At 50.7% G+C, this 23,740-nt stretch carries 24 protein-coding genes and 1 pseudogene; 21 read left to right on the top strand and 4 right to left on the bottom strand.

Features of this window, described 5'->3' with window-relative positions:
• Positions 1 to 405: 405 nt before the first annotated feature.
• The 19 genes from O3276_RS08115 to O3276_RS08035 all read left to right on the top strand — a co-directional run bounded on the left by O3276_RS08115 (position 406) and on the right by O3276_RS08035 (position 19,493).
• Positions 406 to 1,263, top strand: coding sequence for a MinD/ParA family ATP-binding protein (locus O3276_RS08115; RefSeq protein WP_269675178.1), 858 nt, complete (start codon positions 406 to 408; stop codon positions 1,261 to 1,263).
• A gap of 2 nt (positions 1,264 to 1,265) precedes the next feature.
• Complete coding sequence (locus tag O3276_RS08110) at positions 1,266 to 2,003, top strand: RNA polymerase sigma factor FliA (protein WP_269675177.1); 738 nt, start codon at positions 1,266 to 1,268, stop codon at positions 2,001 to 2,003.
• A gap of 242 nt (positions 2,004 to 2,245) precedes the next feature.
• Positions 2,246 to 2,707: a rhodanese-like domain-containing protein gene (locus O3276_RS08105; protein WP_269675176.1), complete on the top strand. Its 462-nt coding sequence runs from the start codon at positions 2,246 to 2,248 to the stop codon at positions 2,705 to 2,707.
• 299 nt (positions 2,708 to 3,006) lie between these two features.
• Entirely contained in the window at positions 3,007 to 3,666 is a 660-nt protein-coding gene (gene ccmA / locus O3276_RS08100; RefSeq protein ID WP_269675951.1) for a cytochrome c biogenesis heme-transporting ATPase CcmA, read from the top strand.
• Complete coding sequence (ccmB, locus tag O3276_RS08095) at positions 3,635 to 4,351, top strand: heme exporter protein CcmB (RefSeq protein ID WP_442876572.1); 717 nt, start codon at positions 3,635 to 3,637, stop codon at positions 4,349 to 4,351. Before ccmA ends, ccmB begins: the two co-directional genes overlap by 32 nt.
• Positions 4,352 to 4,495: 144 nt before the next feature.
• Positions 4,496 to 5,230, top strand: coding sequence for a heme ABC transporter permease (locus O3276_RS08090; RefSeq protein ID WP_269675175.1), 735 nt, complete (start codon positions 4,496 to 4,498; stop codon positions 5,228 to 5,230).
• Complete coding sequence (gene ccmD / locus O3276_RS08085) at positions 5,230 to 5,559, top strand: heme exporter protein CcmD (RefSeq protein WP_269675174.1); 330 nt, start codon at positions 5,230 to 5,232, stop codon at positions 5,557 to 5,559. The genes O3276_RS08090 and ccmD overlap by 1 nt, the downstream gene beginning before the upstream one ends.
• On the top strand, positions 5,556 to 6,050 hold the full coding sequence (gene ccmE / locus O3276_RS08080) for a cytochrome c maturation protein CcmE (protein WP_269675173.1): 495 nt from the start codon (positions 5,556 to 5,558) through the stop codon (positions 6,048 to 6,050). The genes ccmD and ccmE overlap by 4 nt, the downstream gene beginning before the upstream one ends.
• On the top strand, positions 6,040 to 8,052 hold the full coding sequence (locus tag O3276_RS08075) for a heme lyase CcmF/NrfE family subunit (RefSeq protein WP_269675172.1): 2,013 nt from the start codon (positions 6,040 to 6,042) through the stop codon (positions 8,050 to 8,052). Before ccmE ends, O3276_RS08075 begins: the two co-directional genes overlap by 11 nt.
• Complete coding sequence (locus O3276_RS08070) at positions 8,049 to 8,627, top strand: DsbE family thiol:disulfide interchange protein (protein ID WP_269675171.1); 579 nt, start codon at positions 8,049 to 8,051, stop codon at positions 8,625 to 8,627. Before O3276_RS08075 ends, O3276_RS08070 begins: the two co-directional genes overlap by 4 nt.
• On the top strand, positions 8,624 to 9,166 hold the full coding sequence (locus O3276_RS08065; protein ID WP_269675170.1) for a cytochrome c-type biogenesis protein: 543 nt from the start codon (positions 8,624 to 8,626) through the stop codon (positions 9,164 to 9,166). The genes O3276_RS08070 and O3276_RS08065 overlap by 4 nt, the downstream gene beginning before the upstream one ends.
• Entirely contained in the window at positions 9,166 to 10,341 is a 1,176-nt protein-coding gene (gene ccmI, locus O3276_RS08060; protein WP_269675169.1) for a c-type cytochrome biogenesis protein CcmI, read from the top strand. Before O3276_RS08065 ends, ccmI begins: the two co-directional genes overlap by 1 nt.
• Before the next feature lie 301 nt (positions 10,342 to 10,642).
• Complete coding sequence (locus O3276_RS25470; protein ID WP_332328198.1) at positions 10,643 to 11,347, top strand: chromosome segregation SMC family protein; 705 nt, start codon at positions 10,643 to 10,645, stop codon at positions 11,345 to 11,347.
• On the top strand, positions 11,344 to 11,553 hold the full coding sequence (locus tag O3276_RS25465) for a hypothetical protein (RefSeq protein ID WP_332328197.1): 210 nt from the start codon (positions 11,344 to 11,346) through the stop codon (positions 11,551 to 11,553). The genes O3276_RS25470 and O3276_RS25465 overlap by 4 nt, the downstream gene beginning before the upstream one ends.
• Positions 11,534 to 14,152, top strand: coding sequence for a chromosome segregation protein SMC (gene smc / locus O3276_RS08055; protein ID WP_332328196.1), 2,619 nt, complete (start codon positions 11,534 to 11,536; stop codon positions 14,150 to 14,152). The genes O3276_RS25465 and smc overlap by 20 nt, the downstream gene beginning before the upstream one ends.
• Positions 14,153 to 14,401: 249 nt before the next feature.
• Positions 14,402 to 15,598, top strand: a complete 1,197-nt coding sequence (gene zipA, locus O3276_RS08050) for a cell division protein ZipA (protein WP_269675168.1) — start codon at positions 14,402 to 14,404, stop codon at positions 15,596 to 15,598.
• An 84-nt stretch (positions 15,599 to 15,682) separates the two neighbouring features.
• The gene (gene ligA / locus O3276_RS08045) at positions 15,683 to 17,737 is read left to right on the top strand and encodes an NAD-dependent DNA ligase LigA (protein ID WP_269675167.1); all 2,055 of its coding nucleotides are present in this window, start codon (positions 15,683 to 15,685) and stop codon (positions 17,735 to 17,737) included.
• Positions 17,738 to 17,879: 142 nt separating this feature from the next.
• Entirely contained in the window at positions 17,880 to 18,461 is a 582-nt protein-coding gene (locus O3276_RS08040; RefSeq protein WP_269675166.1) for a transglycosylase SLT domain-containing protein, read from the top strand.
• A 420-nt stretch (positions 18,462 to 18,881) separates the two neighbouring features.
• Positions 18,882 to 19,493 (top strand): hypothetical protein, encoded by a 612-nt coding sequence (locus O3276_RS08035; protein WP_269675165.1) that lies wholly within the window; start codon positions 18,882 to 18,884, stop codon positions 19,491 to 19,493.
• A gap of 187 nt (positions 19,494 to 19,680) precedes the next feature.
• On the opposite strand, the pseudogene O3276_RS08030 reads toward O3276_RS08035, so the two are convergent.
• Positions 19,681 to 19,881: pseudogene (locus O3276_RS08030) on the bottom strand (YheU family protein); the annotation flags it as partial.
• A gap of 89 nt (positions 19,882 to 19,970) precedes the next feature.
• On the opposite strand from O3276_RS08030, the gene O3276_RS25705 reads away from it, so the two are divergent.
• Positions 19,971 to 20,195, top strand: a complete 225-nt coding sequence (locus O3276_RS25705) for a hypothetical protein (protein WP_442876594.1) — start codon at positions 19,971 to 19,973, stop codon at positions 20,193 to 20,195.
• A gap of 69 nt (positions 20,196 to 20,264) precedes the next feature.
• Positions 20,265 to 20,897, top strand: a complete 633-nt coding sequence (locus O3276_RS08025) for a hypothetical protein (protein ID WP_269675164.1) — start codon at positions 20,265 to 20,267, stop codon at positions 20,895 to 20,897.
• A 338-nt stretch (positions 20,898 to 21,235) separates the two neighbouring features.
• Here the strand turns inward: O3276_RS08025 and O3276_RS08020 are convergent, their stop codons facing one another.
• From O3276_RS08020 to O3276_RS08010, 3 genes are all read right to left on the bottom strand, one after another.
• Complete coding sequence (locus tag O3276_RS08020; protein WP_269675163.1) at positions 21,236 to 21,472, bottom strand: YheU family protein; 237 nt, start codon at positions 21,470 to 21,472, stop codon at positions 21,236 to 21,238.
• Positions 21,472 to 22,224: a tRNA (N6-threonylcarbamoyladenosine(37)-N6)-methyltransferase TrmO gene (gene tsaA / locus O3276_RS08015; protein WP_269675162.1), complete on the bottom strand. Its 753-nt coding sequence runs from the start codon at positions 22,222 to 22,224 to the stop codon at positions 21,472 to 21,474. Before tsaA ends, O3276_RS08020 begins: the two co-directional genes overlap by 1 nt.
• Positions 22,225 to 22,362: 138 nt before the next feature.
• Positions 22,363 to 23,520, bottom strand: coding sequence for a MalY/PatB family protein (locus O3276_RS08010; RefSeq protein WP_269675161.1), 1,158 nt, complete (start codon positions 23,518 to 23,520; stop codon positions 22,363 to 22,365).
• Between the last annotated feature and the right edge of the window lie 220 nt (positions 23,521 to 23,740).

Here is a 23,740-nt window from a genome sequence, read left to right as displayed (position 1 = left end):
GTAATCCTTTATTTGCATATTTAATGAATGCGCTAATCAACATTATGTCACGGTCTGATTTTTTTCTTCCCTGTTTTGTCGGTCAAATGCTGCCATTTTTGCGTCACTATAAAGTGACACTGTCAAATAACTATCTTTTTAGAAAGTTCAAAAAAGTGTTCAAGATATTTTCAAAGCAACCGAAAATTAATCTATGTCAAAAAAATAGCGAAATGAAATCGGTGTTGTTTTAGAAAGTTGTTAAAAAACAGGCGGTTGTGTTTTTTTATTTTTCTTTATGTATTTTTTTGGGGTTTGGTGGCTGTTTTTATTTTTCAAATCAAAGTTGGCATGTTCATTGATATGTATATTTTGTCGTTTTTCTATATGCATTTTCTGAGCAATTGAAAAATTAAAGTGAGAACGATGGCGCAAGCAAAGAAAAGAGTGATTGCGGTTTCAGGATGTAAAGGAGGTGTTGGTAAAACCGTAGTTGCAGTAAACCTTGCCCTGGCGATGGCAAAGCTGGGTCAGCGTGTCGTTTTGATGGATGGTAATCTTTCTGTACCAGATGTTGAGTTCACCCTCGGGATGAATGAAGAAGGTTTAAAAGAACAATTGTCGTCTGATTTTATTTTTTCATCGCCTGCTGAAGGTGAGTTCGTTACTGAGAGCTCGGGCCATCAGCAGAAAGGACTGTTGGATGGTCCATCGGGTGTAAGGGTATTTACACCGGCTGCTCAGGGAGACTGGAAAGACAGTATTCAAATTATTCAGGCAGTAGAGTTGATTCAGGACATGGATGATCTTGCGTCAGATCTGGATACTTTGATTATTGATACGGCTCCGGGCCTGGCCCCGGATAATGTAACTCTCATTCAGGCGGCAACAGAGGTGGTTGTTGTCGTCAGTCAGGAAGACGTGTCTGTTATTGATGCTGTTCGACAGATAAGGCTTCTGTACCGGGTTTTCAATGTTCACCAGTTTTATATTGTTGTTAATCTGGTGAGCAGCAGAAGAGGCGGTGCTAAACAGTTTGAGAAATTACAGGAGTATCTGAAAGACGACAAACAGATAGTTTTAAGCTACCTGGGTGCAATTCCACATGATAAGGCTGTAAGTGAAGCGGTATTACAGCAGTCGGCACTGTTGACTGTCAGTAACGATTGTCGGGCTGCAAGAGCGTTTCACAGAATTGGACATCAGCTAGCAAAATTACCGGTGCCTGAGCCAAAAGGTCGTATAGAATTCTTTTTGCCTGGTAGGATCAAGGAGAGGATCTAATCATGACAGAGACAGCACAGGATGTGCAAACCAAGTCGGCAGAAAAAACGACACTGAACATGGAAGAGATGGTGGTAAAACATCGCTCATTGGTAAAAAGAATTGCCAATCATCTCGCCGCCAGAATGCCCGCCAGTGTTCAGATTGATGATCTGGTCCAGTCAGGAATGATTGGGTTGCTTGAAGCAGCTTCAAAATATGATGCATCCAAAGGTGCCAGTTTTGAAACGTTTGCCGGTATTCGAATTCGTGGCGCAATGCTGGATGAAATTCGAAAAGGGGACTGGGGACCAAGATCAGTATATCGCAACAGTCGTCGTATTACTGAAGCGGTTCAGGTTGTTGAAGCAAAATTGGGAAGAGATGCCCGGGATTCTGAAGTCGCCAAAGAACTTGATGTGAAAATTGATGAGTATTACACCATTCTGAGTGATTTAAGAGGGTGTCGTCTTTTTAGTTATGAAGAGTTATTTGACAGTGAAGAATCAAGAATGCAGGCTCGCTCAGGTGACAGGGGCCCCTCAGCAGATATTCAGGAAGAAAAATTTAAAACAGCACTGATTGAAGCTATTGATAAACTGCCTGAAAGAGAAAAGCTGGTATTGATGCTTTATTACGATGAAGAGATGAATCTGAAAGAGATCGGTAAAGTGTTAGGGGTCAGTGAATCAAGAGTCAGCCAAATTCATTCTCAGGCTGCACTGCGTTTAAGGTCACGGTTGCAAAACTGGCTGAGTTAACGTCTCAGCCACACCGTTTTTACAGGGCAGTGACAAAATATGGTCAAGCGTCGGGAATCGGGGCGTTTTCTTTTTTGATTTTGACAGCGTTCAGTTGAGTTGATCTATTTTCAGAAATATATGCTGGTTATATGCTGCATAGCTTTGAACATTTTATTTTTAGTTTCTTATTGTTCCAAGTGCGTGGGTCTTAGCTCCATATACTTCTTTTATTAAGTTGTTTAATAACGGACCTGCATAATATGAAATGGATTTCTATCTCGGCCGCCATTCTGTTGTCGGCACTCTCCTTTATTCTTCCGGCTCAGGAAGAAGCACCAGAAGAAATTAATGGTGTGATTACCATCAATACCCACCAGGCAAAACGCCTTCATGATATTGGTGCGCTGTTTATCGATGTGCGTCCCTATCAACAGTGGCAATATGGACACGTAGACGGATCTCACAGCCTTGATCTAAGGGGGGGGGTTTCGTCAGCTGCTGGTGCCGGGGGTTCTGGAAAAGAGACTCCCATCGTGATCTACGGAAACAGCACATACCATATGAGAGGGGCTATTGGCAGTTATCTGGCCGCATTATGGGGTTATGAACGGGTGTTTTTTCTCAGGGACGGTTATTACTCCTGGTTAGCCCTGGATTATCCGGTGACATTGAAGTCTGATGTCGTGGGTGAGTCCTACACCACAGGGGTTATGGCGCAGTAACAACGCCTTGCTTCTTTCAAATACTTTCCTTCTGTATCCGTTTTCAAATGCCTTCTATCTTCACTTTCTCTAATGGGAGTGAAGATCGGTATGCCTGAGCCCTTCCAAGGCTTCTTCAATACTGTTAATGAACACTATTTACCTCCGCAGTCAGTAAAATTTCCTGATATAATCGCCAACCAACGCTATATAGGGACATCTTGGAAAGCAGGGCTTTTCATTGCTCATGGCTGTGCTGCTTTGCGAATCAGGGTCTCGGCGATACACGCTTTTGGATTCAGGAGTTCGCTTTGCTTAATGTGGTTCAGTTGAGCTGTGAGCGGGACGACAGGCTGCTGTTCAGTAACCTGTCCTTTCAGCTTGGTAGTGGAGAAATACTCCAGATTGAGGGGCGCAACGGTGCTGGTAAAACATCGCTGCTTCGCATCATTGCTGGCTTTTCATCCAGTTTGAGTGGCGATATTTTCTGGAACGACCAGCCTTTATCGGCAGTGTATGCTGACTTTCGTCTTGACTGTTTTTTTCTTGGCCATAAACCAGGGCTGAAACTGGATCTGACACCTCTTGAAAACCTTGTCTGGCGAGCCAGGCTGGCCAATACCATCATCAATCGGGAAGTATTGCTCGCTGCCCTTGATCGGGTCCAGCTTGCCGGTTATGAAGATATTCCCTGTAGCCATCTATCCGCCGGGCAGTTAAGGCGGGTGGCGTTTGCCGGGTTGATTGCCAGCCCGGCACGGCTCTGGATTCTCGATGAACCATTCACGGCGATTGATATTGACGGTGTCTCCTGGCTGGAGAGACTTTTTGATGAGCACACCCATCAGGGAGGTATGGTGCTGGTTACCAGCCATCAACCCTTGAATGATCGTCAGGGAAAGCTGCGTAAGTTGAATGTGGAGCACTTTGGCGAAGAAAGGAGTGCTGATGGTGAGAGGGGGCAAGATGTTCAGGGTTGACCAGCCATCCATGCGCGGTTTCTCAGCCTGCCTGGCCCTGATTCGCCGGGACCTGACGCTCACGTTCCGGTCACCCGGTCAGGCCATTAATCCCATGGCGTTCTTTCTGATGGTGGCTACTTTGTTTCCCCTTGGTATTGCGCCGGATCGGGAGGTGTTGTCAGAACTGGCAGCAGGCATTATCTGGATTGGTGCTCTATTGGCTGTTTTGCTGTCGCTGGACTCATTGTTTAAAAGCGATCAGGACGACGGGGCGTTGGACCAATTACTGATGTCGCCACACCCGCTGCCCTTACTGGTATTGGCCAAGGTGTTCAGTCACTGGTTAACCAGCGGTTTTTGTTTAACACTAATGGCACCATTGCTGGCCATTATGTTACATCTGCCATCAGAAGCTTTTTCTCCTCTTATGATGACGCTGTTATTGGGTACACCAGTACTCAGTCTGGCAGGAGCCATCGGTGCTGCCTTAACGGTAAAAGTCCAACGTGGCGGCGTGTTGTTGACCCTGCTTTCGTTACCGCTTTACATACCGGTGCTGATTTTTGCCACAGGGGCCGTTAGTGCTGCAATGCAAAACATGCCGTATACAGGTCATATTCTCTGGTTGTCTGTGTTCCTGATACTTGGGATCTGTCTGGCACCACTGGCGATTGCCGGGGCATTAAGGGTAATTAATGAGTAATGAATATGGTTCTACGGTAAAGAGACGTGTCTTTATTCAGGCAATTTCTTGAAAAGTGAAGAGATTTCCAGCACTCTCTGCCTGCAGAGAATCCCTGCAAAATCAGGCCGCATTGGTGGCGGCCTCAGTAAGTAGAACAAGAGTATGAACTGGACGTTTTTTCATAAGTTGGGTTCTCCCAAGTGGTTTTATGATATCAGCGGTAAGTGGTTGCCCTGGCTTCAGGTGTCCTCCCTGGTGCTGATATTGGTGGCGCTGGTCTGGGGGCTGGCGTTTACCCCTCCGGATTACCTGCAGGGCAACAGTTACCGCATCATCTTTATCCATGTGCCTGCTTCGTTCCTTGCCCAGTCGATCTATATGATGATGGCAACCGCCGCTGCTGTGACCCTGATCTGGCGAATCAAACTGGCAGATATGGCGCTGAAAGTCATGGCACCTGTCGGGGCTTCCTTCTGCATACTCTCTCTGGTTACCGGAGCCATCTGGGGACAACCGACCTGGGGCACCTGGTGGGTATGGGATGCCCGCCTGACCTCCATGCTGATTCTGCTCTTTCTCTATATCGGTATTATCGCCCTGCGCGGTGCTATCCACACCACAGAGGCCGCCGCAAAAGCCTGCGCCATTCTCAGCCTGGTGGGGGTGGTCAACATCCCGATCATCAAGTTTTCGGTGGATTGGTGGAATACCCTTCATCAGGGTGCCACATTGAAACTGACTGAAAAACCTTCCATGGCCCCGGAAATGCTGTGGCCCCTGTTATTGGCCATTCTCGGATTTTATCTGTTTTTTACGATGGTCACGGTGCTTCGTCTACGTATAGAAATTATCAGTCGTGAAAGAAAGACCCGTTGGGTTAAAGAGCTGGTGAGCTGATGTCTATGTATTTTGACAGTTGGAGCGGTTTTCTGGTCATGGAGGGGCACGGCCTCTACGTCTGGAGTGCCTATGCGATGGCTTTGGCCGTGATTGCTTACAATCTGATTGCACCGTTTATGGCCAGGCGGCGGATACTCGCACAGTTAGCTGCACAAGTGAGAAGGCAAGAGCGATTGGTGCAAAGAAAAGTGATCGTGAATGAGGTCACTACCGGCAGAGGTGATAACAATGAGAATCGCTCTGCCAACCCTGAAAACACACAACTAAAACATCGCCCCGGGCGACAGGAAGAAGGCTCTGAGTCTGTAGAGAGGAGTGCTCAATGAATGCAGTTCGCAAACAGAGATTAATACTCGTATTACTGCTGCTGGCAGGCGTTGGGGTGGCAGTGGCTCTGATGTTGTTTGCATTGCGCGAGAACATTAATCACTACTTTTCACCTGCTCAGATGGCTGCCGGTGAAGCTCCGGTAGGTCAGCGGATGCGCGGTGGTGGCCTGGTTGTTCCGGGTTCTGTTGAGCGTGATACCGAAAGCCTGAAGGTCAGTTTTCGCATCACGGATGGAGCCGGAGAGATAACGGTGCACTATGAAGGTATTTTGCCCGACCTGTTTGTTGAAGGCTCTGGAGTTGTTGCCCTGGGAACGCTTGGCGATGACGGTGTTTTTGCCGCGACGGAAGTCCTGGCCAAGCATGATGAAAACTATATGCCGCCGGAAGTGCAGAAAGCCATTGATGAGGCACATCCCGGTTACACCAGGCCGACGGTACAAACCACTGCTCAAAGTGAGCTGAGGAGTCTGCAAGATGGTAGCTGAAGCTGGCCTGCTGGCTCTGATTATTGCCTTGTGCCTGAGTCTGTTACTCAGCATTTTTCCGCTGGTGGGCAGTTACACCAATAATCTCCGGTTGATGAATCAGGCCCGCTCCCTGTCCTGGGGACTGTTTGCCTTTGTTGGCTTTTCGTTCTTGTGTCTGGTCTGGGCATTTGTTACCGACGACTTTTCGGTGGATTACGTCGCCAGGCATTCAAACAGCCTGTTGCCCGTACAGTATAAAGTCAGTGCCACCTGGGGCGGACACGAAGGGTCGCTGCTGATGTGGGTGCTGATTCTGGTTGGCTGGATGGCGCTGGTGGCTGTCAAGAGTGACCGCCTGCCCCCTGAGTTGTCCGCCCGGGTGCTCTCGGTTATGGGGATGATTACCGTTGGCTTTTTGCTGTTTACTCTGCTGACGTCCAACCCGTTTAACCGGATTCTGCCTTTCCCACCGGAGGATGGGGCCGATCTTAACCCTCTTTTGCAGGACTTTGGCCTTATCGTTCACCCCCCTATGCTGTACATGGGTTACGTGGGGTTTGCCGTTGCTTTTGCCTTTGCCATTGCCGCTCTGCTGGGTGGCCAGCTGGATACCGCCTGGGCCCGATGGGCAAGGCCATGGACGACAGTGGCATGGGTGTTCCTGACCCTTGGGATTTCCCTGGGAAGCTGGTGGGCCTATTACGAGCTTGGCTGGGGTGGCTGGTGGTTCTGGGATCCGGTGGAAAATGCTTCTCTGATGCCCTGGCTGGTGGGAACAGCGCTGATGCACTCCCTGGCAGTGACAGAAAAACGCGGTCTGTTTAAGAGTTGGACGTTACTGCTGGCCATTTTCACCTTCTCATTAAGTTTGCTGGGCACGTTCCTGGTTCGCTCCGGTGTGCTCACCTCGGTCCACGCCTTTGCCAATGATCCGGAACGAGGGGTCTTTATCCTCTTTTATCTGATGATTGTTGTCGGTGCATCACTGACGCTGTTTGCCCTCAGGGCACCTGAGGTACGCAGTCGTATCAGCTTTTCCATGGCATCCCGGGAAACGCTGCTGCTGGTCAATAATATTTTGCTGACCGCCAGTGCCGCCACCGTGCTGCTTGGAACATTATTCCCGCTGCTGCTGGAATCCCTCGATATGGGCATGATTTCGGTAGGGCCTCCTTACTTCAATTTTGTCTTTGTGCCAATGGCCATGTTGCTGGCGTTTGCCCTGGGGTTTGGGGTTCTGCTCAACTGGAAGAACGGTTCCGTGAAATGGCTGGTCAGCCAGACCCAATGGATTTTTCTGGTATCCATTCTGGGTGGTTTAGGGTTCAGCCTGTTCTATGGTAACGCTTTGGCAAAGGGCTTCCTGGTCAGTGAAGTGCTGGCTATGGCCCTGGTGCTGTGGATCGTGCTGACCATGGGCCGGGATATTCTGAATAAAACCCGAAACACCCGGGCAAAAGCCGGGCTGGTTGATGCGTTAAAACGGTTGAAACCAGCGTATTACGGAATGCATCTGGCGCATCTGGGGCTGGCAGTCACCATTGTTGGTGTGGCCATCACCAGTGGCTACAGCAGCCAGCGTGATTTGCGCATGGCTCCCGGTGACCGGGTAACGCTTGGTGAGTATCAGTTCCGTTTTGATGGTGTCAGTTTACAGCCCGGCCCTAATTACACCTCCAACTATGGGTCTGTCACTGTCTACAAAAATGGTCGTCAAATAGCGGTGTTGCATCCTGAGAAGCGAGTCTATACCGCACAGCAAATGCCTATGAGCGAGGCTTCTATTGACCCCGGATTAACCCGCGATATTTACGTTGCCCTGGGTGAACCATTGGGTGATGACGGCAGCTGGGCGTTGCGACTTCATATCAAGCCTTTTGTCCGCTGGATCTGGCTGGGTTCCCTGTTTATGGGACTGGGTGGTGTGCTGGCGATCTCAGACCGGCGCTACAGAATGAAAGTTCGTCAGAAAGTGAATGCATTGAGACCACTGGGTAATGAGGGAGTAGCCAGCGCATGAAGCGACGATTGCAACTGTTTTTACCACTGGCGATCTTTCTCGGGCTTTGCCTGATGTTTTATGTGGCGCTGTTCCGGGAGAACCCGGGCGAGCTGCCCTCTGCCCTGCTGGATCAGACTTTGCCAACATTCGAGCTGCCAACGGTGAAAAATCCAGACAAAAAAGTGACCAGAGAGAGCCTGCTGGGTGAAGTCGCCCTGATCAATGTCTGGGCTACCTGGTGTCCTGCCTGTCGTGTCGAGCACCCCTATCTGGTGGATCTAGCCAATAAAGGCGTACCCATTTACGGTGTGAACTACAAGGATGATCAGCCTGAAGCCAGAAAGTGGTTGAAGACGCTGCACGACCCTTATCGTTTCAGTATCAATGATAAGAGTGGTTCACTGGGCATTGATCTGGGTGTTTACGGGGCACCGGAAACCTATTTGATCGATCATCAGGGCGTCATCCGTTATAAGCATGTCGGCATTGTTGATGCCAATGTCTGGAAGAATGACCTTGAGCCCAGATTCCGGCACTTGCAAAAACAAGTGCGCCAGGCACAGGCAAATAACCGTGAAGGGGAGGCCAAATGATACAGCGCATAACCTCCCGATTGATCGTTCTGCTATTGACCGTACTGTTTATGGGAACAGCCTATGGTGTGATCGACTCCTATGAGTTTTCGACACCGGAACAGGAACAGCGTTTTTTCGAGCTGACCAATGAGCTGCGTTGTCCAAAGTGTCAAAACCAGTCCATAGGCGATTCTAATGCGCCCATTGCCCAGGATCTTCGGCGGGAAGTGCACCGGCTGTTAAATGAAGGCGCAGATAACCAGACAGTTATCGATTTTATGCTGGCCCGCTACGGAGACTTCGTGCTTTACAAACCCCGTCTTGCCGGTATCAATCTGGTGCTCTGGCTTGGGCCTTTGCTTCTGCTGTTGGTGGGTTTGACAGTACTTATTGTGGTGGTTCACAAGCATAAGGCAACGGCTTCGGAATCGGCACCAGCGGCTCCCGATGAACATAACGCAGACAAAGAGTTACTGGACAAAAAGCTGAACAGATTCCTGACAGACTATTTGACCACACACTCATCAGAAGATAATAAAACGGACGGTAAAGAGTAATGATGGAGTTCTGGTTGGTAGCCGCATTGCTGATTGCCATTGCCGTACTGGTTTCGGTCTGGCCATTGATAAAGCCAGTCGTTTCAGCACCCGGTGAGGATGAGTCTGAAGAGTCTGCAAACGTTGCCAGTTTCCGTGACCAGATGGCAGATCTGGACTGGCAGCTGCAACAGGGGCTGGTGTCAGCAGGAGAAGCGGAAAGGTTGAAACTGGAGTTACGGCAGAAACTGGCGGATGAGTTGGGTGATGGGCAGCCAGCAAGCCCGTACTCTCTGTTGAAGAAACCGGGGTTTGCACTGCTAATTGCTCTGATAATACCTGTGTCCACCGTACTCCTCTATTTTAAGCTGGGTGCCACCACTGAGATTGCTGTGGTCAACGCCATGAACAATGGCAACCTCAATGGTGAGCAGGTGGAAACGGTACTTAAAGAGTGGGTGGCCAAGCGGCCGGAGAATAATCAGGCGCTGTTCATGCTGGGCAGCCATTACCTGAGAACAGGCAAGCTGGAGGAAGCAGTTAACACCTACCGGCACCTTGCCAGTATCAGTAATGGCCATCCCCAGGTCACTGCGGAACTGGCGCAGGTGCTGTTTTTAAGCAGTAATAATGTGGTAACGCCTGAAATTCGCGAACTCTATCTGCAGACACTGCTGAAAGATAGCCAGAATACCACCGCATTGGGATTGAAGGGGATTGATGCCTTTACCAGAGGCAACTATCAGGACGCCATTGCCGCCTGGCAGCTGGCGTTGACCCATGAAGTGGATCCTGCAGCCCGGCAGTCATTGAGTGCGGGTATTAATCAGGCGCGTGCAATGCTCGGTGATACCGTGGTTGCCCTTCGGGTCATGATCGATCTGGCCCCTGAGCTGGGTGAGTTGCCAGATGATGCGCGGGTGGTGGTCTTTGCCCGGCCAGCCGGTGATGCCAAACAGCCTCCGCTGGTGGCTGTGCCACTGAGTGTTGGAGATCTTCCCAGGGAAGTCTTGCTTGATGATAACAGCGCCATGATGATGGGCGGACAGCTGCTGTCATCCATCGAGAGTCTTGATATCACCGCACGGATCAGCCTCACTGGCAATGTAATGTCCCCTGATTATCAAGTGCAGGCAAAAGGAGTGAAAACCACGGCAACTGAGCCTGTCAGGCTGACATTTACGCCGGCGGGTTAAGCATTTGAACTAAAGAAGCACAAAACAGTCTGAAACTATCAGAAATGCCGGAAGTCGCCTTTTTCATTTCGGAAAGGGCGACTTTTCTATTGACTGTGTTAATGTGTAAGATCTGGATTGAAAGAAGTATCAACTCTTTCAAACAAACGATTCGCTATGACAAGGAACCGGAGCCCAAAGCAACATGCTATGAATGGTGGTTTTGCCGGAGCATAAAGCCCCATAGCGTGAACTATTGGTCAGTATTCAGGCTCATACGTATACCGAGCCGGGCCCCGACAGTGAAGAGCTAAAGGAAACGATGCGTTTAAAATCCATCAAACTGGCCGGATTCAAATCGTTTGTGGACCCCACAACGGTTCACTTTCCCTCCAATATGTGTGGGGTGGTAGGCCCCAACGGTTGTGGCAAGTCGAATATTATTGATGCGGTTCGCTGGGTCATGGGGGAATCGTCCGCCAAGCATTTGCGTGGCGAGTCCATGACTGACGTTATCTTTAAAGGGTCCAACAGTCGTAAGCCTGCCAATCAGGCGTCTGTGGAGCTGATCTTTGATAATAACGAAGGGCGGGTCACCGGAGAGTTTGCTGCGTACCGGGAAATCTCGGTCAAGCGAACGGTTAACTCCGATGCCAAGAACACCTATTTTCTCAATGGCAGCAAGTGCCGCCGTAAAGATATTATGGACATCTTCCTGGGCACCGGTCTTGGACCCAGGAGTTACGCCATTATCAGTCAGGGCATTATCTCCAATCTGATTGAATCCAAACCGGAAGAGCTTCGGGTATTTATCGAAGAAGCGGCCGGTATCTCCCGCTACAAGGAGCGCCGTCGTGAGACGGAAAACCGCATCCGCCGAACCAATGAAAACCTTGAACGACTAACTGACCTGCGGGAAGAGCTGGGGCGTCAGCTTGGCCACCTGCAACGGCAGGCTCAGGCGGCGGAAAAGTACAAAGAGTACAAAGCCGAGGAACGGCTAAAAAGGCCCAGCTGCAAGCCTTGAAATGGCAGACCATCAATACCGGAGCCCAGTCCCAGGAACAGGCCATCCGTGAGTTCGAGGTTCAGCTGGAAGCGGCAATCAGTCAACAGCGTTCAGCGGATGCCGCCATGGAAGATGATCGCGTTCAGCAGATGGAGCTGAGTGACCGTTTTCATGAAGCGCAATCCAGCTATTACGGCACGGGCAATGAAGTCACCCCGAATTGAACAGACCCTGCAGCACCGGGAAGAACGTTCCAAAGAGTTGAGTCGCGACCTTGAACAGGTGGAGCACAGCTGGGAAGAGGCCCGTGAACAGCTGGCGGATGATCAGCAACAACTGGAGTCTTTCCAGGAAGAACTGATCGAGCTGGAGCCGGAGCTGGCCATGCTGCAGGATCAGGAGGCGGACTCTGGTGATGTCCTGACCCGGGCAGAAGAGGCCATGCAGCGCTGGCAGCAGGAGTGGGATCATTTCAATCAGCGATCCCATGAACCAAAACGGACCGCTGAAGTTGAGCAGTCCCGCATCCATCATGCCGAGCAGGTGATGGGGCGTTTACAGGAGCGAGAAGGTCGCCTGAAAGAAGAGTCCGCCGCGCTTGGGGGAACTGAAGACCAGGAGGAGATGACGCTCCTGTCGGAAAAACTGACCGAACTGGAGTTGACCGCAGAAACCGTTGAACTGCGCATCGAAGAGTGTGTTGATGCAGTTGAGCAACAGCGTGATCAGGTACAGAACCTGACGGCGGAGCTGGAAAGCAACCGGGATGAACTCAGCATGGTGCGAGGGCGTCATGCTTCTCTGGAGGCTTTGTACCAGGCATCACTGCATCAGGATACGGGCACCATTGAGTGGCTTGAGCAGCACCAGCTCAATAACCACACCCGTCTGATGGATAAGCTTCAGGTCGATGCTGGCTGGGAACGTTCGGTTGAAACCGTTTTGGGCGCTAGCCTGCAGGCCGTGTGCCTGGATAGCCTTGATCCTGTCGCTGACGCGCTGGGTGCGTTAGAGCAGGGATCGCTGGTACTGCTGGAGGCTGGTGCAGGCCAGCAATCTACCCCTTCGTTAAGTGAGTTGCCCCTGCTGGAAGATAAAGTGATCAGCGGTCAGGAAGCTCTGTCCTTATTGGCTGGAATCTATGCCGCAGATTCACTGGAAACGGCGCTTTCCCTGCGCGCAAAACTCCAGGCTGGCGAATCGATCATTACACCGGATGGCATTTGGCTCTCTTCCGGCTGGCTGCGGGTCAACCGGGGTGTCGATAATAACGCCGGTGTGCTGGAACGTCAGAAAGAGATGGACGCGCTGGGTGACAAGCTGACAACTCTGGAAGAAAGCAGCCTGCTATTGAAAGAGCAGCTGGAAGGCGCAAGGGCAAAACTCGAACAGCATGAGACTCAGCGGGAGCAGCTGCAAAAGCAGCTGTCCGAGCTCAACCGGAACCAGGGTGAGGTGCGGGCAGATCTTGGTGCCCGAAAGGTCCGGTTAGAACAGTTTTCCGAGCGCCGTCGACGCCTTGAGCAGGAACTGCAGGAAGTCAGGGAGCAGTATGGGCTGGAGCAGGAGGTGATTGGCGAGTCCCGCATGCGTCTGCAGGAAGCTCTGGACCACATGGAAGAAGACATTGGTCGTCGGGAAGCGATGCAGGAGCAACGTGAAAAGCTTCAGGCCCGTCTCGAAGAAGTACGTCATCAGGCCCGTTTTGATCAGGAGCGAGCCCATCAACTTGCCCTTCGCCAGCAATCCATCAATACCCAGATAGCCTCTCTGAAAGCAGCCATTGAGCGTTTGAGCCAGCAGTCTACCAAGCTCCGGGAGCGGCGGGAGTTTCTCCGGGAGTCCATGTCTGAATCCAACTCACCAGAGGGGGATCTGCGGGAACAGCTGGAGGAGATGCTGGCCAGACGCCTTGAGCAGGAAGAGACGATGCAGCAGGCCCGGATGGCGCTTGAAGAAGTGGAGCAGCGGATTCGTGCTGGCGAGAAGGTTCGCCACAGTGCTGAGCAGCAGGCGCAGAAAATTCGCGAACAGTTGGAAAAGCTGAGGATGGACTGGCAGGGCATGCAGGTTCGTCGCACGACGCTGGCTGAACAGCTGAAAGAGGATCAGTTTGATCTGGCAACGGTACTTGAGAACCTTCCGGATGACGCATCTGAACAGCAATGGGAGCAGGAGCTGGAACGGATCGCCGCACGCATTGAACGTTTGGGCGCGATTAACCTGGCGGCTATTGAGGAGTACGAAACCCAGTCAGAGCGCAAACAGTATCTGGATGCCCAGAACGATGACCTGGAGTCAGCACTGAATACGCTGGAGAATGCCATTCGCAAGATCGACAAGGAGACCCGTCAACGGTTCAAAATGACGTTCGATAAGGTCAATGCCGGTCTTCAGGAGTTGTTCCCCCGGGTATTCGGCGGTGGTCAGGCCTATCTGGCCTTAACCGGAGAAGACCTGCTGGATACCGGAGTGGCTATAATGGCTCAGCCCCCCGGCAAGAAAAACAGTACGATCCATCTGCTTTCCGGTGGTGAAAAGGCGCTGACGGCGATTGCCCTGGTATTTGCCATCTTCCAGTTGAATCCGTCGCCTTTCTGTATGCTGGATGAGGTGGACGCCCCTCTGGACGATGCCAACGTTGGGCGGTATGCCAAAATGGTTTCTGAAATGAGTGATAAAGTGCAGTTTGTGTACATCACTCACAACAAAATTGCCATGCAGGCGGCCAGTCAGCTGGTGGGTGTCACCATGCATGAGCCGGGTGTATCCAGACCGGTATCGGTGGATATTGAGCAGGCGGCGGCGATGGCTGAGTTGTAACTATCCGGTATGCTTAAGAGTTGGATAAATAAGCTATGACATTGACAATACGCAGTTTATAAAGCACGTAAAGTAAACGTTCATGGCTTAATTTGTTATTTTTTTATTGTAATATTGCAACGTTGGTCGATTGCAGCAGTAATTAATGCAGATGTGATAAATGACGGTGGTCTATTGTCGTCAAGTGTTATCACAGGGAAGCAGACTGCAATTCGGGCGTTGTTTCAAGGTCTACAGGGCAGCAAGGACATGAGTTTGCGAGATTGGCTGATACTCATAGGAATACTGGTAATCGTCGGCGTACTGGCCGACGGTTATCGCAGGATGCGATTGGCCAGAAAAAGGTCATCGGAAATCAGCTTTGGTCTGGAGGAAGTCAAAGGCTATGACGATGATTTTTCCAGTGAACTGCCCAATGGCGGTGCCCGGCCCAGTGCGCATAAAGAAAGCACTCTGAAAGAGAGCTTTCTGAAAGAAGGGTTTGCCAAAAAAGAGCCTGCCAGACCCCGTGTTGAGCCCGGGTTTTCCGGGGGCGACTATTTCGATGGTTACCCGGAAGAGGGTATTGAAGAACCGCCCGTGTACCCTGAATCCTTGAGACAGCGCCATCGTCACCCTGAAGAAGCGGAACGGTATACAGAGCAAAGCGACGCCGGGGAAAAAGCGAGAGTTCAAAGAGCGCTTGATCTGGATGAGCCTGTTCCGGTGCTGATGAATCTGGACGAGTCACAGCAACCCTCAAGAAGTAAACGCCCGTCGTCTGCTGAGGATCATTTACACGGAGGTCTCTCACGGACAGCAGGCGCTGACCGTTCTGTTCGCTCCCGTGAAACGTCCCGATTGGATGCTGAGCCGGAAGAGTTTGTTGGTCAGCCAAGAGCGGCAACCAGTCAGGGCAAGGCACCGATTCAGGAACGTGACGTTTCGGCCAGAGAGAGCTCCAACCCACAGAAAGAACTCAACCTGGGGGGGCGTGAGAAGGCAGAGAAGCTACAAGAGCGCCCGCCCGCCAGTGAAGTGATTGTGATCAATGTGCTGGCCAAAGGCGGCGGTGTTTTTGCCGGTGACCAGCTGATGCAGTCCATGCTGGCATCCGGCATGCGCTTTGGTGATATGTCGATCTTCCATCGATATACCAATGCCGATGATACCGGAAAAATTCTGTTCAGCATGGCCAACGGCGTAAAGCCGGGTACCTTTACCATTGATAATCTGGAAGCCACCGAGACACCGGCCCTGAGTCTGTTTATGAGTCTGCCTGGGCCGGAAAAACCCATGCAGGCCTTTGCCCTGATGGAAGAGACGGCCCGTCGTCTTGCCCTTGATCTGGGCGGTGAGCTGAAAGATGAGCAGTTCAGCGTGATGACTCAGCAGACCCTTGAACACTGTCGTCAGCGTATTCGTGAATATGAGCGCAAGCAGCTGGCGAAACAGCCGGTGCATTGATATTCCTGCTGGCCCGGCCATTGCCATCTAATTTTTTCTTCAGCGGGTTCTCAGGCAGAGAACCCGCTGGCCTTTGATAATTCCATGAGCATGACTTCTTCAGATATCCCATCGGTTCCTTCCCTTGAGCTTGCAGAGCAAGAGATACTTCAGCTGCGTCAGCAAATCAGCGAGCACAACCATCGTTACTATGTCCTGGATGAGCCGGAAATTCCCGACAGTGAATACGATAAGCTGTTTATCCGCCTGAAATCCCTTGAAGCTGCATACCCACAGCTGATAACTGAAGATTCTCCCACCCGGCGGGTCGGTGGCACGCCTCTGAAAGCGTTTGGTCAGGTTCGCCATGAACTGGCCATGCTCTCCCTGGATAACGCTTTTGATGCGGAAGATCAGGCGGACTTTAATCGTCGGGTTAAAGAGCGGCTGGGCACCACTGAAGACATTGAATACGCCTGCGAACCCAAGCTGGATGGTATCGCTGTCAGCCTGTTATACGAAGATGGTCTTCTGGTCAGGGCAGCTACCCGTGGCGATGGCACTACCGGGGAAGATATTACCCAGAACATTCGTACGATTGAATCAATCCCACTCAAGTTGATGGGCGATGGCTGGCCTCGACGCCTTGAAGTTCGGGGCGAAGTGTATATGCCAAAGGCTGGCTTTGAACAGTTGAACCGGCGGGCCAGTGCCAAAGGTGAGAAGACCTTTGTTAACCCGAGAAATGCAGCGGCTGGCAGTTTGCGCCAGCTGGATTCGCGGATAACGGCTAAACGACCATTGACGATCTATTGCTACAGTGTTGGCGTTGTCGATGGCGGGGTTCTGCCAGAGACCCACAGTGAGATACTTGCCTGTCTGAAACAATGGGGCCTACGAGTTAGCCCCGAACTGCAGGTGGTCAAAGGTGTCCAGGCCTGTGAAGACTACTATCAAGCCATGGCTGAGAAACGTCAGGGGCTGCCTTACGAGATTGACGGTATTGTTTATAAAGTGAATGCCATTGCCCGGCAGCAGGCTCTGGGGTTTGTGGCCCGGGCACCGCGCTGGGCCATCGCCCGTAAGTTCCCGGCACAGGAAGCGATCACGACTCTTAAGGATGTGGAGTTTCAGGTTGGCAGAACCGGTGCTATCACTCCGGTTGCCCGTTTGCAGCCGGTGTTTGTGGGCGGGGTGACGGTCAGTAATGCGACCTTGCACAATATGGATGAAATTGCCCGGCTGGATATCAAAATAGGCGACAGTGTCGTTATCCTCCGGGCGGGTGATGTTATTCCCAAGGTGAACCGGGTTATCCACTCCATGCGTCCTGATGATGTTCGGGATATCACCTTTCCCGATCGCTGCCCGGTATGCGACTCTGAGCTGGAACGTGAAGAAGCCATCCTGCGCTGTTCTGGCGGACTGTTCTGTTCAGCCCAGCGCAAAGAGGCTATCAAGCACTTTGCTTCTCGCAAGGCGATGGATATTGATGGTCTTGGGGATAAACTGGTTGAGCAGCTGGTTGATCGTCAATTGATTGCAACGGTGGCAGACCTGTTCAGTCTCAATGCCCCGGAGGTTTCCGGCCTTGAACGTATGGGGAAAAAGTCGGCCGAGAACTTGATTAATGCGCTTGATCAGTCCAGAAAAACCACGCTTCCCCGTTTTATCTACTCACTGGGCATTCGCGAAGTGGGTGAGGCAACCGCACAGGGGCTGGCAGGTCACTACCGTGATTTGCATAAATTGATGGCCGCTTCGGTGGAAGACTTACAAACCGTGGATGATGTTGGCCCTGTGGTTGCTGGTCATATTGAGAAGTTTTTCCGTCAGGAACACAACCGCGAAGTGATTGATGCACTCCTGGCGAAAGGTGTTGCATGGGAAACGGAATCGCCAGTTGTAGAAGGGGGCGATCAACCCCTTGCAGGTGAAACCTGGGTGTTAACCGGGACATTAAACACAATGACCCGCGACGAAGGTAAGGCCATCCTGCAAAAACTGGGTGCCAAGGTGACTGGCTCAGTTTCAGCAAAAACATCAGCCTTGCTGGCCGGTGACAAGGCCGGTTCAAAACTGGCCAAGGCAGAGAAGCTGGGAGTGCGTGTCGTCACTGAGGATGACTTTATGCAGATGAGGCAGGCCTGGGGTGAGTAGTGCCTGAGGCAAATTGATTCGAGCTGAACCACAGAGGTTGTAAACACTCCTGGAAAACTGAGCTGATGAAGCAAGCTAAAGGTTCTCTTTTCTCAGTGCTCCTGGTGGTCTCTGTGGTTGAGCATTGGAGGATGGCGGCTGAATGTCAAACCTGAGTCGAAAGCTGTTTATTTTGATCCTGTCTGCCGTGCTGGCAGGTTGTGCCAGTAAGGCACCACCCGAGAAACCCCACAACCTTTGCAGTGTCTTCAAGGAAAAACGCGGCTGGTATAAAGATGCAAAAAAAGCCAATCGGCGCTGGGGCACCCCTATCCAGATCATGATGGCCATTATGTATCAGGAATCATCTTACCGGCACGATGCCCAGCCGCCACGGCCATGGTTCCTTTTCATTCCATTACCCCGTAACTCTTCCGCTTATGGCTACCCGCAGGCACAGGATGGCACCTGGGAGCAATATGTCAGCGAAGCCGGAGGTTTCTTCCCCAGTCGCGAAGACTTTGGTGACGCGATTGACTTTATCGGCTGGTATACCCACAAGTCACGCAAGCTGAATGGTACTTCACTCTGGTCCGCTGATCAGCAGTACCTGAATTACCATGAAGGCTGGTACGGTTACCGCAAGGGAACCCATACGAAAAAGAAATGGTTGTTAAGTACCGCCAGCACAGTAAAGCGCAGGGCCAGTAACTATGGTGAGCAGCTGCGCCGCTGTAGCCTGTAGTGGATATAGTGGGCATCATTTCGATGAGTTTGATGGGTTCCTTCTATCAATGACGCCCGAATTCCGTTCGTCCTGAGCGGAGTTGAAGGGCGTAAACACCATACCCTGAATAAAGACTGTGCCAAACACCCTTCGACTCCGCTCAGGGTGAACGGGGATTATACACCTCAAACTCATTGAAATGGTGTGCCAGGCTTTGGCATCCTGAACCGTCCTATCTCCCACAACCAGGTGGTCGTGCGTGAGATTCGGGGCAGTTTATGAAATATCCGGGCTGACGTTAACTGATCATTGGTCAGGGGTATTGAATCGTTGGATTGTCCGTTCACCGTGGGTTGATTTATTGAATTATATTTTTGGAACCTTTCAAGCTTTATTTTGTCTGTTCAAGAGAACAGGTATTCAATAAAGGCAATACTTATGATTCCTTCTTCTTCCTTACCAACCCCTTCGACACCGGATCTACCGGAAATTTCCCAGGAGACCAATGCTGTTACCCCTGAAAATGTTGGCACAGCTAAAACCGTTGGCCTTGATAACCCAGAGAACCATGGTGCTGCAGCTAAACCGTTAGCAGCATATTCCATTGAGTCTTCTGATGATGAGTCTGAAGGTGGTGGTAATGGCATTCTAAAGCTGGAAACTGGTGATTATGAACGGGTTACCATCAACAGGAATATTCAAGCTGTAGACATGGATGGTAGTTTATGCCTTGTTCATGTTCCTGATGATGGAAGGGGTTATGTAGCCTGGCATATGGAACCTCCCGATGTGACCTTTTTACTGAACCCCACTCGGCGAGCCATGGCTGCGATGTTTTTTCCAGAAGAAATCCTTGCTGCTGAAAATCATGCTGGCTATTGGCAGAAAGAAGTGCAGAGAACGCCCGGAACCACCTATTTATGTGGTCCTGTTGCTGATGGGTTGGCACAGAATTTTTTTAATGTTGATCCTGCTAATGTCCTCAGAACTGAAGAAGGCCCTGTCTCAGTTACATTTGACATTGGCACTCGAAGTTTTCATACAAATTAGCACGGCCGACATAGCCAGCCGTGAGGTTTTGCAGACAGATAAACGTCGTTGACAGCGGGTAGAACACACTCTGTATCAGGTAAACGGCAACGTTTTTTCATATTGCCTGCCCGGGTGACTTTGTCCGGGGGTTCCTGTCCAGAAGAGTGGTTCTATTTTCCTGGACAGCCTTTTGGAAAAAGGATGATCAGACGTCCTGCTCGCTCAGCATTTGCCTGGCAACGTCTTTTTGCAGAATATTCGGTGTCTGGCTTTCCTGATCAAATACGATCACCATGTCGCCGGATTTCAAGCGGGATAATACCTGCGCCACTCGCTTTGCAAGGGCGTCGTCATAGCCATTATCCGTCCCTTCACGGTTGACAAACTCTTCAATCAGACTTTTAAGTGTTTCCGGCTCATGACTTTATTGGCTGGTATACCCACAAGTCACGCAAGCTGAATAGCACTTCACTGTAGGCCGCTGATCACCAGTACCTGAATAACAATGATGGCTGGAACGGTTATCGCAAGGGCACCCATAAGAAAAAGAAATGGTTGCTGAGCACTTCCAGCACAGTAAAGCCAGAGCCAGTGACTATGGCGAGCAGTTGTACCGCTGTAACCTGTAATGGGTATAGAGAGCTGACGTTAACTGATCATTGGTCAGGGGCAATGAATCGTCGGATTACACGCTCACCGGGGGCGGAAATATTGCACTGAAGCTTCGGAACCTTTCCAGCTTTAACTTGTCTGATCAAAAGAACAGATTTTCAAACAATGGTAATGCTTATGATTTCCGCTGCTTACTTGCCACCCCCTTCGACATCGGAACGTTCCCAAGAGGCCAATAATGTTGTTACCCCTAAAAATAATGACACCGCTAAAACTGTTGGTCTTGATAATCCAGAGACTTCAGGAGCTTCAGCCAAACCCTTAGGATCCTATTCCATTCAGCCTTCTGGTACAGAGTCTAAAGGCCATGATAATAGCATGGAAAAATTGGGAGTGGGGGATTTTAAATGGATTCCTGTGAGCAGGAATGTTCAAGTTGAAGAGCTGGATTGTTTATTCCTTGTTCATGCTCCTGATAAAGGTGAGCATTATGCAGCATGGTATATGAAGCCTAGGGATTTTACCTTTTTAGTTGCCCCCAGTCCGCATGAAATGTATATGACTCTATCGTTTTTTCCAGAACGAATTCGTGATGCTGAAACAAATGCTAAAAATTGGAAGAAAGAAGTGCAGAAATATCCTGGAACGACCTATTTATTTGGTCCTGGTGCTGATAAGTCGGCACAGGAACTTTTTAATGCTGATCCAGTTAATGCCGCCAAAACTGAAAAAGGCCCTGTCTCAGTTACATTTGACTTTGCTACTCGAAGTTTTCAAACAAATTATCACGACCGGCATAGCCAGTCATGAGATTTTGCAGACAGATAAACATTGCTGACAATTGATAGATCACCCTGTAGCAAGTAAACGACAACGTTTCACGCTTTACCTATTGCCTGCCCAAGCGGACAGGCTCCTAGGAGGCTGTCCGAGAATAGACTGCCCTACTGCGGTGGCAGCAAATTGGTCTAAAAAGTCGGAAATTTTTAGTAAATAGAACCACTATTCACTAAAAATTTCCGACTTTTTATCCTCAATTTTCTGCCATCCTCGCTACGGGCGCTATTCTCGGACAGCCTCCTAGTGTGGGCGACCCTGCCCAGAATAATGGTTCTGTTTTTCCGGGCAGCTTTCTGGAAACAGGATGATCACACGTCCTGCTCACTCAGGATTTGCCTGGCAACGTCCTTGTGCAGAATATTCGGTGTCTGGCTTTCCTGGTCAAATACGATCACCATGTCGCCGGATTTCAAGCGGGATAATACCTGCGCCACTCGCTTTGCAAGGGCGTCGTCATAGCCATTATCCGTCCCTTCACGGCTGACAAACTCTTCGATCAGACTTTTAAGCGTCTCGGGCTCAATCATGTCATAGGGAATAATCATTACCTATTACCTGCCACTGTTTTCACGTCAAGCTTCAGAGGTTCCAGCTCTGTAACCAGGAAATGCTGGTTGGTGTACTCCCAGACCACATTCAGGTCCCATAGTGCGGTGCCATGGCGTCGTCCGGAGGATTCCCTCAGGTAGGCGGGTCTCGGGTCCTGGCCAAGTACCTGCTCGATCAGCAGAATCAGCTGCCTGCCGGTTCGTTGTTGATAACGCAGGCATTGGTTCATGGCCTGATCGGTGAACTTCACTTCCGCCATAGCCATTGGCAGGGGGGCAAAGCCACCCTTGGCATCAGGCAGTGCGTCGGCATAGGGCAGGTAAGGTTTGATATCGATAACGGGAGTACCATCAAGAAGGTCCACCGCCCCCAGCTTTAATGTCAGCTTGCCATTGCCGGACTCAATGCCGCGCAGTTCAACCACGGACATACCCATAGGGTTTGGCCGGTGTGTGGAGCGGGTAGCAAATACCCCCATGCGCTGTCGGCCTCCCAGTCTTGGTGGGCGAATGGTTGGACGCCAGCCCTCATCCATGGTTTTGTGGAAGATAAAATGTACCCAGATATGTGAAAACCCATCCAGACCACGTACCAGGTTTTCCTGGTTGTAAGGGGGAAAAAGCTCCAGTGTGGCTTCAGCGGCGGTGACAATGCCGGGCTGACGGGGGATTCCAAATTTCTGGCGGTAGCAGGAGTGGATAACACCTATCTGTGCAAACTGAAATGAGTGGTTGGTGATCTCTTTCACGGTGAGTCTGACAAGTTGTTGGGCTGGATATAATGACCGCAGGTGCTGTTATAAGCAATTAGGCTTTGTGACCACAGAGCCACAGAGTTCAAGAATAAAATATTTCTTTGTGTCTCTGTGCCTTTGTGGTGAAAGTTTTTAATCCATTGACTGCATTTGTGCAACGGCCCTGGCTATTCGTGCCACGCCTTCTTCCAGAACTGATCGGCTGCAACCAAAGTTCAGCCTCAGGTAATTTTCATCGCCAAATTGCTTTCCGGGGGACAGGCCAACACCGGCCTGGGCAAAGAACTGGTGAGGATCTTCCAGCCCCAGTCCGCTGACATCAATCCAGGCCAGATAGGTGGCCTGCAGTGGTTCCATGGCAAGGCCGGGAATGTTATTGATGGCTTCCAGCAGGTAGTCGTGGTTACCACGGAGGTAATCCAGCAATGACTGACGCCAGGGTTCACCATGACGATAGGCCGCTTTCGCAGCAGTGTAGCCAATCAGGGCGCTGTCCACTGACGGCACAATACCGGTGCGAACCCGGTTGAAATGATGGCGTAACTGATGATCGGGAATAATCGCGAAGGCACAGCCGAAGCCGGCCAGATTGAAGGTTTTCGACGGTGACATCAGGGTGACTGAATTGTCCCGGGCAAATTCGCTGATGGCCGCATAGGGAATATGTTCCGCACGGCGATCAAGAATCAGGTCGCAATGCACTTCATCGGAGCAGACCACAAGGCCATGTTTGTTACAGAGTTGCTCAAGCTTCTCCAGTTCTGTCCGGGTAAATACCCGACCGTTCGGGTTTTGCGGGTTGCACAGCATCAGTAGTTTGCAGCTGGGGGTGATTTTCTGCTCCAGGCTGTCGAGATCGAGCACCCATTGGCCGTTTTGTTTAGTCCATTCCACACCGATTAGCTCACGTCCCGCCAGTTTGGGTGCCATAAGAAAGGGATAATAGACAGGAACGGGGGAAATGACGCCTTCACTTTTGTTGGCATAGGCACGAACACAGACATTAAGGGCAGAAACCAGGCCCGGCATCCAGACAATCCATTCTGGCTCAATATCCCAGTGGTAGAGATGGCGACAGCGCTCAACGACAAGTTGTTCCAGTTCGCTGTCTGGCTCGGTGTAACCAAAAACCCCATGGTCGATGCGCTGGTGCAGTGCTTCGATGATTTCAGGTGCTGACTGGAAATCCATATCCGCTACCCACATGGGGAGAACGTCAGGGCTGAAGCGCTCCCATTTAAGGCTGGAGGTGTTGGTTCGATCCACCACTTTGTCGAAATCGATGTTCATTGCGCTATCCAGTGTTTGTTTTCCAGTGTTTATTTTCTGGGTATCTAATCAATATTCAGTTTTTTAATTGGCTTTTGGAATAAAATTTGGAACAAACGCCTAAAACTTTTGTCTACAGCTTAGTCATATAAAAAAATAACATAGTAGAGTCAGGATGATATCAAGCTTTATTTCCAGCCATATTCTGCCAGCGATGCCATTGTGTGAAAAACAAGCCACC

Origin of the sequence: Endozoicomonas sp. GU-1 (assembly GCF_027366395.1) — a bacterium.
Taxonomy (GTDB): domain Bacteria; phylum Pseudomonadota; class Gammaproteobacteria; order Pseudomonadales; family Endozoicomonadaceae; genus Endozoicomonas.
This window is presented reverse-complemented; position numbering and strand designations above follow the sequence as displayed.

Excerpts from the sequence above, each read along its gene's own strand:
- zipA (WP_269675168.1), top strand. The coding sequence starts at position 14,402 with ATGAGTTTGCGAGATTGGCTGATACTCATAGGAATACTGGTAATCGTC.
- O3276_RS08025 (WP_269675164.1), top strand. The coding sequence starts at position 20,265 with ATGATTTCCGCTGCTTACTTGCCACCCCCTTCGACATCGGAACGTTCC.
- O3276_RS08075 (WP_269675172.1), top strand. The coding sequence starts at position 6,040 with ATGGTAGCTGAAGCTGGCCTGCTGGCTCTGATTATTGCCTTGTGCCTG.
- smc (WP_332328196.1), top strand. The coding sequence starts at position 11,534 with ATGAAGTCACCCCGAATTGAACAGACCCTGCAGCACCGGGAAGAACGT.
- O3276_RS08065 (WP_269675170.1), top strand. The coding sequence starts at position 8,624 with ATGATACAGCGCATAACCTCCCGATTGATCGTTCTGCTATTGACCGTA.
- O3276_RS08040 (WP_269675166.1), top strand. The coding sequence starts at position 17,880 with ATGTCAAACCTGAGTCGAAAGCTGTTTATTTTGATCCTGTCTGCCGTG.
- ccmE (WP_269675173.1), top strand. The coding sequence starts at position 5,556 with ATGAATGCAGTTCGCAAACAGAGATTAATACTCGTATTACTGCTGCTG.
- O3276_RS08070 (WP_269675171.1), top strand. The coding sequence starts at position 8,049 with ATGAAGCGACGATTGCAACTGTTTTTACCACTGGCGATCTTTCTCGGG.
- O3276_RS08110 (WP_269675177.1), top strand. The coding sequence starts at position 1,266 with ATGACAGAGACAGCACAGGATGTGCAAACCAAGTCGGCAGAAAAAACG.
- O3276_RS08035 (WP_269675165.1), top strand. The coding sequence starts at position 18,882 with ATGATTCCTTCTTCTTCCTTACCAACCCCTTCGACACCGGATCTACCG.
- O3276_RS08090 (WP_269675175.1), top strand. The coding sequence starts at position 4,496 with ATGAACTGGACGTTTTTTCATAAGTTGGGTTCTCCCAAGTGGTTTTAT.
- O3276_RS08105 (WP_269675176.1), top strand. The coding sequence starts at position 2,246 with ATGAAATGGATTTCTATCTCGGCCGCCATTCTGTTGTCGGCACTCTCC.
- ccmI (WP_269675169.1), top strand. The coding sequence starts at position 9,166 with ATGATGGAGTTCTGGTTGGTAGCCGCATTGCTGATTGCCATTGCCGTA.
- O3276_RS08010 (WP_269675161.1), bottom strand. The coding sequence starts at position 23,520 with ATGAACATCGATTTCGACAAAGTGGTGGATCGAACCAACACCTCCAGC.
- O3276_RS25470 (WP_332328198.1), top strand. The coding sequence starts at position 10,643 with ATGCGTTTAAAATCCATCAAACTGGCCGGATTCAAATCGTTTGTGGAC.
- ccmB (WP_442876572.1), top strand. The coding sequence starts at position 3,635 with ATGGTGAGAGGGGGCAAGATGTTCAGGGTTGACCAGCCATCCATGCGC.
- O3276_RS08020 (WP_269675163.1), bottom strand. The coding sequence starts at position 21,472 with ATGATTATTCCCTATGACATGATTGAGCCCGAGACGCTTAAAAGTCTG.
- ligA (WP_269675167.1), top strand. The coding sequence starts at position 15,683 with ATGAGCATGACTTCTTCAGATATCCCATCGGTTCCTTCCCTTGAGCTT.
- ccmD (WP_269675174.1), top strand. The coding sequence starts at position 5,230 with ATGTCTATGTATTTTGACAGTTGGAGCGGTTTTCTGGTCATGGAGGGG.
- O3276_RS08115 (WP_269675178.1), top strand. The coding sequence starts at position 406 with ATGGCGCAAGCAAAGAAAAGAGTGATTGCGGTTTCAGGATGTAAAGGA.